The organism is Rhodoferax sp. (assembly GCF_028715765.1).
Lineage (GTDB): Bacteria > Pseudomonadota > Gammaproteobacteria > Burkholderiales > Burkholderiaceae_C > Rhodoferax.
The window spans coordinates 20025-32028 of sequence record NZ_JAQURE010000038.1 but is presented as its reverse complement, the minus strand read 5'-3'; the positions used below and the strand labels follow the sequence as shown (position 1 = coordinate 32028).

Here is a 12004-nt window from a genome sequence, read left to right as displayed (position 1 = left end):
TGACCAAATACGGGTTTGTACCGACTCCTGTCTGAGTCGCTGACCGAATCACTGTTGTCGCGTTGCTTTTGACCAGGGCGGGGTCAGGGTAACACTCGCCCGGATACGCCGTTCTTTCACGTTAAAGTTAACTCTTCAGCTGGAAAACCGCTGTCAAAGCCAGCTTTTCCAACCTACTAAGTGTCACATGACAGGATAATCACATGAAAGCCACAGAAGCCAATCTGCTGACGTTTTTACAGAAGTCGCCGCAGTTCGCTATTCCCATTTACCAGCGGAACTATTCCTGGACGGCTATACAGTGCCGACAGCTATGGTCTGACCTGTTGCGAGCAGGCAGAAGTACCGCCATTAAGGCCCATTTCATCGGGGCAGTGGTTTATGTGAAGCGTGGGCAGGACAACGTGGTGGCGCAAGAACCGCTGATGGTCATTGACGGTCAACAGCGCTTAACCACCGGTACACTTCTGATTGCTGCATTGGCCAAGCACTTTGAAATCAAGGGTCATGCTGAGCTGCTTGAAGCTTTTTCGGCAAAGAAATTGCGCAACTACTATCTTTTGAACCCTTATGAGGAGGGTGAGCGTCACTACAAACTAATCTTGTCGGACACTGACAAAAACACGTGGTTGGCGATCATCAACGGCACGCCCCTACCGGCTGATGCGAGTCTCAGAATCATTGAGAACTATGAACTTTTCCAAGGCTTGATTGAGGCACACCAAGCTGAGTTGGAGGCCATCTGCCAGGGCCTTGCCAAGCTGGTCATTGTGGATGTCTCCCTGGATCGATCTCAAGACAATCCGCAGTTAATTTTTGAAAGCATGAACTCAACCGGCCTTGAACTCAGTCAGGCTGACTTGATTCGCAACTACATCCTGATGGGGCTTGAGCCGAAGCTGCAGACTGAGCTTTACATGGCTTATTGGCGGCCCATGGAAAAAGCGTTTGGTCAGACCGGTTATGGGGTGCATTTTGACCCCTTCATGCGCCACTACTTGACAGCCAAAACCGGCGAGATTCCGAACGTACGTGAGGTCTACACGGCTTTCAAAGCCTTTTCAGCAAGTTTCAAAGATGACATCAAAAGCCTGGTGGCGGACATTCATGGCTACGCCACGCATTACTGTGCCATGGCATTGGGTGCAGAAAATGACGCTGCCTTGAAGCAAGCCTTCCACGATCTGCGTGAACTCAAAGTTGACGTGGCATACCCATTCTTGCTGGACATTTACCACGATTTCAAGCAAGGGTGTTTGACTGCTGATGAGGTGTTGACTATCACACGATGGGTGGAGAGCTACGTGTTTCGTCGTGCCATCTGCGCCATTCCCACCAACTCACTGAATAAAACATTTGCAGCTTTGAGTCGCACCCTGCAAAAAGAGCACTACCTTGAAAGCGTGAAGGCGGCCTTTCTCATGCTGCCTTCTTACCGCCGCTTTCCTGCCGATGAAGAGTTCCGGCGCGACATCAAGCGTCGAGACCTTTACAACTTTCGCAGCCGCAGCTATTGGCTGCGCCGCCTTGAAAACCATGGCCGCAAAGAGCCAGTGGTCGTGGAGGACTATTCCATTGAGCACATCCTGCCACAAAACGAGGCTTTGTCCCCGCAATGGCAGGCTGAGTTGGGCTCAGATTGGTCGCGTATTCATCAAACCTGGCTGCACACCTTGGGCAATCTCACCCTGACGGGTTACAACAGCGAATACAGCGACCACGCTTTTGCTTTCAAACGTGACCAGATCACCAGCAGAGACGGCAAAAAAATTGGTTTCAAGTTCAGCGCCTTGAACCTCAATGACGGCCTAGGACAGCTCGAGAAGTGGGACGAGGCGGCCATTGAAGCACGCGCAGAACGTCTGGCCACTGAAGCACTCAAGGTCTGGAACGCCCCAAAATTGCCAGCTGATGTGCTGGCGGCTTATGGCTCCTGTGTAACCAAGATGACTCAGCATTACACCGTCAGTGACCATCCGCATCTTGTCAGTGGGCCGATGCGTGCGTTGTTTGAAGGCTTGCGTCAAGCTGTGTTGGCGCTTGACCCTTGCGTGAGCGAAGACTATTTGAAGCTTTATGTGGCCTACAAGGCTGAAACCAATTTTGTGGATGTGGTGCCTCAGTCCAAACGTTTGCTGTTGGTGCTGAACGTGAACATTGGCGACATTGAAGACCCCAAGGGCATGTGCCGCGACATATCAAGCATTGGCCGTTGGGGCAATGGCAACGTGGAGGTCGGATTGTCAAGCCACGATCAATTGCCCTATGTGACTGGGCTGATCCGTCAGGCGTTTGACCTGCAAATGGGAAGCCTGGAGGCATGAACGCCGGTGGATTGAAAGTCCTGATCATTGCTGGCCCGAATGGCGCTGGTAAGACCACTTTTGCGCGTGAGTTTTTGCCCAACGAGGCGAATTGCCCCGTGTTTGTAAATGCGGATTTGATCGCGGCCGGGTTGTCGCCTTTTTCGCCTGAGGCAGCAGCGCTGCAAGCGGGTCGGCTTATGCTCGAAGCGCTAGACCAACACTTCGCAGCCCATCGGTCTTTTGCCTTGGAGACCACCTTGGCCGGTCGTGGCTATTTGCGCATGATTGATCAATGGCAAGCTGCAGGTTACCGGGTCAAGCTTGTATTTCTGCAGTTGGCCAGCGCGGATCAAGCAGTGGCTCGTGTTGCCCAGCGTGTTCGGCAAGGTGGGCATCACATTGCCGAAGATGTGGTTCGACGCCGTTTTCAGCAGGGCTTGGTTAATTTTCATCAGCTTTACGCGCCTAAAGTTGACGCTTGGGCGCTCTATGACAATTCCGGTGAACAACCAACACTTTCAGATTGGAGTGAAAAACCATGAATCAGCAACCTATCGGCCAGGCGCGTGATGAAGACCTGCGTTTCACCGTGGCAGCCATGAGTCGTGCAGCGTGCCGGGCACGCGAGATTGCGGCTCGAACGGGTACGAAGTTGGTCATCACCCAAGGTGGCAGGGTACAGACGCTTGAGCCTGATCCAATCCGATTGGACGTTGCATGCGCTGTGCGCCCCGAACGTCATTGATCTGTTGGACTTTCCGAGGCGTCTAGCGAGGCGGGTAACACCGCTACCCCTCGCCGATGCTGAATCCCCTGTGATTTTTTGAAGATATAAACCCGTTTTGCATTTTTTATGACTGATGAACTGATTTTCGACACGCCAGCACCGATTCAGCCCGAGAGCGATGACGCGCTGAACCTGGCCAGCTATGCCCAGCGTGCCTACCTCGAATACGCTTTGAGCGTGGTCAAAGGCCGGGCTTTGCCTGACGTGACCGATGGCCAAAAACCGGTGCAGCGGCGCATTTTGTACGCCATGAGCCGCATGGGGCTGGGCTTTGGCGGCACCAATGGCAATGTGGGTGCCAAGCCGGTCAAGTGTGCGCGCGTGGTGGGTGATGTACTGGGGCGGTTTCACCCCCACGGCGATTCATCGGTGTATGACGCGGCAGTGCGCATGGCGCAAGACTTTTCGCTGCGCTACCCGCTGGTTGATGGCCACGGCAACTTTGGTAGCCGTGATGGCGATGGCGCTGCGGCCATGCGCTACACCGAGGCCCGGCTGGCCAAAATCTCGAACCTGCTGCTTGATGAAATTGACGAAGGCACGGTCGATTTTTCGCCCAACTACGACGGCTCCACCGAAGAGCCCAACCAGTTGCCCGCGCGCCTGCCGTTTGCCCTGCTCAACGGAGCCAGCGGCATTGCGGTAGGGTTGGCCACCGAAATTCCCAGCCACAACCTGCGCGAAGTGGCCGATGTGTGCGTGGCGCTGATCAAGTCTCCAGAGCTGGCGGACGACGATCTTTATGCCTTGCTGCCAGGCCCAGACTTTCCCGGTGGCGGCCAAATCATCAACAGCGCAGTCGACATTGCCGACATTTACCGCAGCGGTCGCGGTTCGCTCAAATGCCGTGCCCGTTGGAAGATTGAAGAGCTCGCGCGTGGCCAATGGCAACTGGTGGTGACCGAGCTGCCGCCAGGCGTGAGCACTCAGCGCGTGCTGGAAGAGATTGAAGAGCTCACCAACCCCAAGGTCAAGGCCGGTAAAAAAGCCCTCAGCTTGGAGCAAACACAGCTCAAGGCCACCGTGCTGGCCGTGCTTGACGGGGTGCGCGATGAGTCCAGCAAAGATGCCGCCGTGCGCCTGGTGTGCGAGCCCAAAACCAGCAAAATTGCCCACCAGGATTTCATCCACACGCTGCTCGCGCACACCAGCCTAGAGACCTCCAGCCCGATCAACCTGACCATGATCGGGCTCGACGGCCGGCCCACGCAAAAGTCTTTGCGGCAGATGTTCACCGAATGGATTGCGTTTCGGCAAACCACCATTGAGCGGCGCACCCGTCACCGGCTGGGCAAGGTGCTAGACCGCATTCATATTCTGGAAGGGCGGCAAATGGTGCTGCTCAACATTGATGAAGTGATTGCCATCATTCGCCAGAGCGACGAGCCTAAGGCTGCGCTGATGACGCGTTTTCACTTGTCTGACCGGCAAGCCGAAGATATTTTGGAAATCCGCCTGCGCCAGCTGGCCCGGCTGGAAGCCATCAAAATCGAGCAAGAGCTGGCTGGCCTGCGTGAAGACCAGCACAAGCTCGAAGACATCTTGGCCAACCCCGCCAGCCTGCGCCGCCTGATGGTCAAAGAGATTGAAGCCGATGCCAAAGCCTTTGCTGACCCCCGCCGCACCCTGATTCAAGCTGAGAAAAAAGTCGTACTGGAGGTCAAGGTGGTGGACGAGCCGGTGACCGTGGTGGTCAGTCAAATGGGCTGGGTGCGGGCGCAAAAAGGCTGGGCCAGAGACCGCCTCAGTGGCGGCGCCGCGCCCGAGTACACCTTCAAAGCCGGTGACGCGCTGTTTGCCACCTTTGAATGCCGCACGGTAGACACCTTGCTGGCCTTTGGTGCCAATGGTCGCGTGTACTCGGTGGCGGTGTCACTGCTACCCGGCGGGCGGGGCGACGGCCAACCCATCACCAGCTTGATTGAGCTGGAAGCGGGCAGCACGCTGGTGTCTTACTTTGCCGGGCCGACGCAGGCCAGCTTGCTGCTGTGCAGCAGTGGTGGCTACGGCTTTACCGCCACGGTGGCGCACATGATTTCAAGACAAAAGGCGGGCAAGGCGTTTGTCACGGTCAATGCGGGCGAGGCGCTGTGTCTGCCGTCCGTCATTGCCAACCCTGGCACCGGCGTGAGCCCTGCCAGCCATGTGGCATGCGCGTCAACAGGTGGGCGGATTTTGACCTTTGAGTTGACTGAACTCAAGGCCATGCCCAGCGGTGGCCGTGGCCTGATGCTGCTGGCTCTTGAAGACAAAGACACCTTGGCTGGTGCAGCGGCTTACACCCGCAGCGTGCGCATTGACGGCATTGGCCGCGGTGGCAAGGTGCGTGATGAAACACTTGAAATTCGCAGCTTGAACAACGCCCGTGGCCTGCGGGCGCGCAAAGGCAAGCTGGCCGACCTGGGCTTCAAGCCCAGCAAAATCACACGGGTGGAGTAGGACATACCCTTGAAGCTTGGGTGATATTGGCTCTCTAAAATATAGAACGATCGTTCTATTTTTAAAGGAAAGCGCCATGACTGCCCATCTCGCTGTGACTGACGGCATCGCCGTCATCACCCTGGACAACCCGCCTGTGAATGGGTTGGGTTTGGCCACCCGCCGTGCCCTGACGGCTGCCCTGGGTGCGGCTCAAGCCGACCCTGCGGTCAAAGCCATCGTCATCACTGGGGCTGGCAACGCCTTCTCTGGTGGCGCCGACATCAAAGAATTTGGCTCGCCCATCGCCCTGCAAGAGCCCAACTTGCTGAGTGTGATCTTGGCGCTTGAAGCCGCTACCAAACCCATCGTGGCCGCAGTGCACAGCGTGTGCATGGGCGGCGGGCTGGAGCTGGCGCTGGGCTGCCACTATCGGTTAGCCGCGCCTGGTTGCAAAGTGGCGCTGCCTGAGGTCAAACTCGGCTTGTTGCCCGGTGCCGGTGGTACCCAGCGCCTGCCGCGCGCACTGGGTGTGGAGGCCGCGTTGAACATGATTGTGAGCGGCGAATCGGTCAACAGCGAGCTGCTGATGCAGGTGCCTGGCCAGCAGTTGTTTCAAAGAATGGCTGACTCCCCCGTCACACTGCTGGCGCAGGCGCTGGCCTTTGCGGCTGAGGTGGCGTCGTTGCGCCCCCTGCCACTGGTGCGCCACCTGCCAGCCCAGCACCCGCAAGGCGATGCCTACTTTCAGTTTGCCCGCAACATGGTGGGCAGCATGGCCAAAAACTTCCCCGCACCCCTGAAGTGTGTGGACGCAGTCGAGGCGGCCACCCAACGCAAGTTTGACGACGGCATGCGCTTGGAGCGCGACACGTTCCTTAACCTGATGTGGACGCCCGAGAGCCGTGCCCTGCGGCATTTGTTCATGGCCGAAAGATCAGCATCAAAAGTGCCTGATGTGCCCGCCAATACTGCGCAACGAGCTATCAACTCAGTAGCAATTATTGGGGCTGGCACGATGGGTGGCGGCATTGCCATGAACTTCCTTAACGCCGGTTTGCCGGTGAAGATGCTGGAGATGAAGCAAGAGGCCTTAGACCGTGGCATCGCCACCATCCGCAAAAACTACGAGGCGCAGGTCAAAAAAGGCAAGCTCAAACAAGATAAATATGAGCAGCGCATGGCGCAGCTCAGCACCACACTGAGTTATGACGACCTCAAAGATGCTGACCTGGTGATTGAGGCTGTATTTGAAGAACTGAGCGTGAAGCAGGCCGTGTTCAAGGAGCTCGACCGGGTGCTGAAACCCGGTGCCATTCTGGCCAGCAACACCTCCACGCTAGACGTGAACCAGATCGCTGCTTTTACCCAGCGCCCGCAAGACGTGTTGGGCACGCACTTTTTCAGCCCGGCCAATGTGATGAAGCTGCTGGAAGTGGTGCGCGGCACCCAAACCGCCCCCGATGTGTTGGTCACTGTCATGGCGCTGGCCAAGCGCATCAAGAAAACAGCGGTGGTCTCGGGCGTGTGTGACGGCTTCATTGGCAACCGCATGATTGAGCAATATGGTCGTCAGGCGGGTTTCTTGCTTGACGAAGGCTGCACCCCCGCGCAAGTGGACGCCGCCATGGAAGCTTTTGGCTTTGCCATGGGGCCGTTTCGCATGAGTGACCTGGCGGGCAACGACATTGGCTGGGCCATCCGCAAGCGCCGCTATGTGGAAAAGCCTGATATGAAATACAGCAAAACCGCAGACCTGCTGTGTGAGATGGGGCGTTTTGGCCAGAAGACGGGTGCTGGTTGGTATGACTACGTGCCGGGCAAGCGCGATGCCATTGTCAACGCTGAGGTGGTCAAAATGATCGAAGACCACCGCGCTGCGCTGGGCCTAACCCCGCGCAAGATTTCAGACGAAGAAATCGTCCAGCGCCTGGTGTTCAGTCTGGTCAACGAAGCGGCGCATATTCTTGAAGAAGGCATTGCCAACAAGGCCAGCGACATTGACGTGGTTTACATCTTTGGCTATGGCTTTCCGGTCTATCGCGGCGGGCCGCTCAACTACGCCAACGAGGTGGGTCTGTTCAACGTGGTGCAAGCGATGCAGCGCTTTGCCCAAAACCCGCTCGATGATGCCCGCTTTTGGCAACCCGCGCCGCTCTTGGCACGCTTGGCATCCGAAGGTCAAACATTTTGATAAAAATGGCCTCTAGACCATATGAAATAAGCGTAAGTAGCTCTACTTTTAGGAATAAATCATGACCTCAGCCGTTGTTGTTTCAGCCGCCCGCACCCCTTTGGCCAAAAGCTGGAAAGGCTCTTTCAACATGACCCATGGCGCCACGCTCGGCGGCCATGTGGTGCAGCACGCCATGGCACGTGCCGGCATTGATGCCGCAGAAATTGAAGACGTGATCATGGGCTGCGCCTTTCCTGAAGGCGCAACCGGCTCCAACATAGCCCGTCAAATCGCCCTGCGCGCAGGCTGCCCGGTCAGCGTGCCGGGCATGACCATCAACCGCTTTTGTTCCTCGGGTTTGCAGTCCATCGCCCTGGCATCGCAACGCATCATGACCGGCGAAGGCAACATTTATGTGGCTGGTGGGGTGGAGAGCATCTCGTGCGTGCAGCAAGAAATGAACAACCACATGCTGCGCGACCCCGAGCTGATACAGCACAAGCCAGAGGTCTACATGAGCATGCTGGAAACGGCTGAAATTGTGGCCAGGCGCTATGGCATCACCAGAGAGGCGATGGACGAATTTGGCGCCGCCAGCCAGCAAAAAGCGGCCGCCGCGCAAGCTGCGGGCTTGTTCACTGCCGAGATTGCCCCCATCACCGTCACCATGGGCGTGGCCGACAAAGTGCGCGGCTTGATGACCAAGCAGGTCACGGTCAGCCAAGACGAGGGCATTCGCCCTGGCACCACTTATGACGGCATCAAAGGCTTGCGCCCTGCGGTGCCAGGCGGTGTAGTCACAGCCGGTAACGCCAGCCAATTCTCCGATGGCGCGGGTGCCGTGGTGGTCATGGACGAGGTGGTGGCGCAGCGCAAGGGCTTGCAGCCGCTGGGGCGTTTCTTGGGCTTTGCCGTGGCCGGGTGTGAGCCTGACGAGATGGGCATTGGCCCGGTGTTTGCCATCCCCAAAGTGCTGGGCCGCCTGGGTCTGAAGGTGGACGACATTGACCTGTGGGAACTCAACGAAGCCTTTGCGGTGCAGGTGATCTATTGCCGCGACCGACTCGGCATCGACAACGCGCGCCTGAACGTGAATGGCGGCGCGATTGCCGTGGGCCACCCCTATGGTGTGAGTGGCCAGCGCCTGACAGCGCACGCCTTGATTGAAGGCAAGCGCCGTGGTGCGAAACGTGTGGCGGTCACCATGTGCATTGGCGGCGGCATGGGGGCTTGCGGGGTGTTTGAAGTACTCTGACCCCAACATTTTGTTGGATGTCCACTTTGCGGTGTACACCGCTGACACTGGGGCGAATGCTTCCGCGGCTGTCCCCCGGCCTTCGGCATCCTCCTTGATGCCGCTGCACCATCCGCCCCAGTGCCAACGGTGTCGAGACTTGACGTGTGACCGAACAAGTGTTTTGTCGGTTAGCATATTGGTGCTTTAACACCAAAGTGAGGTATCACCATGAGCCGACTCACCATCACGCTGGACGAATCCCGCTACCGGGCGCTGAAAGAAGCGGCCGTGCAGCGCAACAAGACCATCGGGCAGTTGATTGATGAAAGTCTTGATTTTTTTGGCATCAAATCGCGCGCGCAAGCCCAAGACCTGGTGCGCCGGGCGCGGACCAAGAGCGGTTTGAGTGACGAGCAAGCCATGGCGCTGGCTTTGGACGCGCAACACGCCATGCGGCAGACCACGTGAAGCAATTTTTCATCATCGACACCAATGTGTTGGTGGCGGGCTTGCTGACGGCACATCCGGATTCACCGGTCGCACGTATTTCGGACGGCATGCTGGCTTCGGCTTTTGCTTATGTGTTGTCTGAAGCTTTGTTGGCCGAATACCGCGCTGTGTTGCTTCGGCCCCATTTGCGCAAGCTTCATGGGCTGTCAGAGGCCGAAGTTGATTCGATTCTGGTTGATCTGGCCCAGCACGCCATTGTGCTGGCCGTTGACGGCAACGCGGCCAAGCGGGTTGCGCCAGACCCTGGGGATCAGTTTTTATGGGATTTGCTGGCCAGTCGCCAAGATTTGGTGCTGGTCACGGGTGACAAGTTGTTGCTGCAAGATGCGACTATGCAAGCCCGCGTGATCACCCCCGCCGCCTTTGCCTCACAGTGGTTGGCCTAACGCAAAAAACTACCCCATGCCCCCCCATGACCCCCCAAGACTTCATCACCAAATGGGGCTCCGGCGGCCCGGCCTACACGCTCAACGAGCGCCAGAGCGCGCAGCCCCACTTCATTGACTTGTGCCAACTGCTGGGTGTGCCCCTGCCAGGCAGCGCGGGTGACTATATTTTTGAGCAAGACACCCTGGTGCTGCCACCCAAGCCGCCTGGGCGAGCGGCAACCAGGCTCAGGCGATGGCCAACACCGTTGCCTACGTGCTGGCCTGGCTTTGGTTGGATATGACGTTGTAAACCCTGCGACATATTGCTACTATATAAATAGCTTCTTAAGCATGTGAAATAAGCGCTACAGCCTATTTTTATCAATAAAAATCGTCCAAGATCGGCGCTTGGCTGCATGTGGTGAAGGCGGTTGATTTGACCTGTGCGGAGATGACTGACGATGTGGTTTAACGGTTTTTTCTAGTTAGCTGGCATGGTTGGGCAGTTTGAACACTTGGAGTGCTTGAGTCAGATTGTCTGTTTGACTAGACAAGTTACCTGCGGCCGCGGCCGCTTCCTCCACCAACGCCGCGTTTTGTTGCGTGACATCGTCCAATGAGCGAATGGCTTCACTGATCTGCCCAATGTTGCCGCCCTGGGTGCATGTGGCGCTGGTGATGTCGGCCATGATGGTGGTGACCTTTTCAACCGACTCGATGGCTTTTTGCATGCTGACACCGGCCTCGGCCGTTAGAGACATGCCGTTGTCTACCTGTGTGATGGAGGCGTCAATGAGCTGCTTGATGTCTTTGGCAGCAGCTGCACTGCGCCCAGCCAGGCTGCGCACTTCTGCTGCCACCACGGCAAAGCCACGGCCTTGTTCCCCCGCGCGAGCCGCTTCCACAGCGGCGTTCAGGGCCAAGATATTGGTTTGAAACGCAATGCCGTCGATCAAGCCAATGATGTCCACAATTTTGCGTGACGCTGAGTTGATGTCCTGCATGGTGTGCACCATCTGCGCCACGATTTGACCGCTTTCTTTCACCACTGCAGCGGCACTTTGAGCTGATTCATCTGCATGTGCTGCATTGCTGGCGCTTAGCTGCACAGCGCTGGAGAGTTCGGCCATACTGGCCGATGTTTCTTCCAGGCTGGCGGCTTGGGATTCGGTGCGGTTAGATAAATCCATGTTGCCCGTGGCAATTTCTTGTGTGGCCAGGTGGATGCTGCTGAAGTTGCTGCGCACATCACCAATGATGCTGCGCAAGTTGACGTTGGTTTGACGCAAAGCGTTTTGCAATTGCCCCAGCTCAGACTGGTCGGCCGCGGCTATCTGACGCGTCAAGTCGCCACCAGCCATGGTTTGTGCCGCGTGGGTAATGCGCTGCAAGGGTGTTAGCACGTTGCGCTGCAAGCTCAAGGCAATGGATATCACCGCCAACAGCCCCAGCCCACTCACTCCCAATACAAAAGCATGGGTGGTGGGGAGCACGTTGGGCAAAAGCACCGGCAATGCCAGTAGCACAAAGGCCAGCACGGCAACCGCCAAGCTTAATTGAAGCCGAGGCTTCAACCCAACGCGCGCCAGCTTTTCCCAGAGGCTCCGGCTGACCACGCCACCGTCTTGAATGCGCAGATGGCGTGGATTGCCGTTGCGGATTTCCTGGTAGGCAGTTTCGGCGTTTTGGACTTGGTCCCGGCTGGGTTTGGTTCGAACCGACATGTAGCCCACAGGCTGGTCGCGGTCATATACCGGCGTGATGTTGGCCAAAACCCAATAAAAGTCACCCGATTTGGTGCGATTTTTCACCATACCTGTCCAGGGACGCCCCGATTTGATGGTGGCCCATAAATCCGCAAAGGCCTCAACCGGCATGTCGGGGTGGCGCAAGATGTTTTGTGGCGCCCCCAACAGCTCTTGCACCGAATACCCGCTGATTTCTACAAAGTACGGGTTGGCATAGGTGATGTTGCCGTGCAAGTCGGTGGTAGAGACGATGGAAAACGTGTCGCTGAGGACAACTTCAGTGTTGGTGACTGGTAAATTGGAACGCATGGCTTTATTTCTTGATTGAAATCAATTTGCTTTTATCAATATATTTTGATTGATCTGCTACCTACTGCCTCGTCTGCTCTTTCGTGTTTGCCCTTGAGGTGCAAAAAATTGGGTTTGATGATGGCCTCAACCTTCTGTGGTGTGG

10 protein-coding genes are annotated in these 12004 nt (G+C 56.9%); 9 read left to right on the top strand and 1 reads right to left on the bottom strand.

The features are described 5' to 3' along the window. Positions 1 to 203: 203 nt before the first annotated feature. The 9 genes from PHT20_RS12670 to PHT20_RS12630 all read left to right on the top strand — a co-directional run bounded on the left by PHT20_RS12670 (position 204) and on the right by PHT20_RS12630 (position 10104). On the top strand, positions 204 to 2324 hold the full coding sequence (locus tag PHT20_RS12670) for a DUF262 and DUF1524 domain-containing protein (protein WP_301020803.1): 2121 nt from the start codon (positions 204 to 206) through the stop codon (positions 2322 to 2324). Next, positions 2321 to 2848 carry an AAA family ATPase gene (locus PHT20_RS12665; protein ID WP_301020802.1) on the top strand — a complete coding sequence of 176 codons (528 nt, stop codon included), beginning with the start codon at positions 2321 to 2323 and terminating at the stop codon, positions 2846 to 2848. The genes PHT20_RS12670 and PHT20_RS12665 overlap by 4 nt, the downstream gene beginning before the upstream one ends. Continuing rightward, positions 2845 to 3051 carry a hypothetical protein gene (locus tag PHT20_RS12660; protein WP_301020801.1) on the top strand — a complete coding sequence of 69 codons (207 nt, stop codon included), beginning with the start codon at positions 2845 to 2847 and terminating at the stop codon, positions 3049 to 3051. Before PHT20_RS12665 ends, PHT20_RS12660 begins: the two co-directional genes overlap by 4 nt. 108 nt (positions 3052 to 3159) lie before the next feature. Further along, positions 3160 to 5532 (top strand): DNA topoisomerase IV subunit A, encoded by a 2373-nt coding sequence (parC, locus tag PHT20_RS12655; RefSeq protein ID WP_301020800.1) that lies wholly within the window; start codon positions 3160 to 3162, stop codon positions 5530 to 5532. A 76-nt stretch (positions 5533 to 5608) separates the two neighbouring features. Then, complete coding sequence (locus tag PHT20_RS12650) at positions 5609 to 7705, top strand: 3-hydroxyacyl-CoA dehydrogenase NAD-binding domain-containing protein (protein WP_301020799.1); 2097 nt, start codon at positions 5609 to 5611, stop codon at positions 7703 to 7705. Between the two features lie 61 nt (positions 7706 to 7766). Continuing rightward, on the top strand, positions 7767 to 8942 hold the full coding sequence (locus PHT20_RS12645) for an acetyl-CoA C-acyltransferase (protein ID WP_301020798.1): 1176 nt from the start codon (positions 7767 to 7769) through the stop codon (positions 8940 to 8942). Between the two features lie 210 nt (positions 8943 to 9152). Then, positions 9153 to 9392, top strand: a complete 240-nt coding sequence (locus PHT20_RS12640; protein WP_301020797.1) for a CopG family transcriptional regulator — start codon at positions 9153 to 9155, stop codon at positions 9390 to 9392. Beyond that, complete coding sequence (locus tag PHT20_RS12635) at positions 9389 to 9820, top strand: putative toxin-antitoxin system toxin component, PIN family (protein WP_301020796.1); 432 nt, start codon at positions 9389 to 9391, stop codon at positions 9818 to 9820. The genes PHT20_RS12640 and PHT20_RS12635 overlap by 4 nt, the downstream gene beginning before the upstream one ends. Before the next feature lie 26 nt (positions 9821 to 9846). Then, positions 9847 to 10104, top strand: coding sequence for a hypothetical protein (locus PHT20_RS12630; RefSeq protein ID WP_301020795.1), 258 nt, complete (start codon positions 9847 to 9849; stop codon positions 10102 to 10104). A 183-nt stretch (positions 10105 to 10287) separates the two neighbouring features. On the opposite strand, the gene PHT20_RS12625 is transcribed toward PHT20_RS12630, so the two are convergent. Continuing rightward, positions 10288 to 11859 (bottom strand): PAS domain-containing methyl-accepting chemotaxis protein, encoded by a 1572-nt coding sequence (locus PHT20_RS12625; protein WP_301020794.1) that lies wholly within the window; start codon positions 11857 to 11859, stop codon positions 10288 to 10290. Positions 11860 to 12004: the final 145 nt, after the last annotated feature.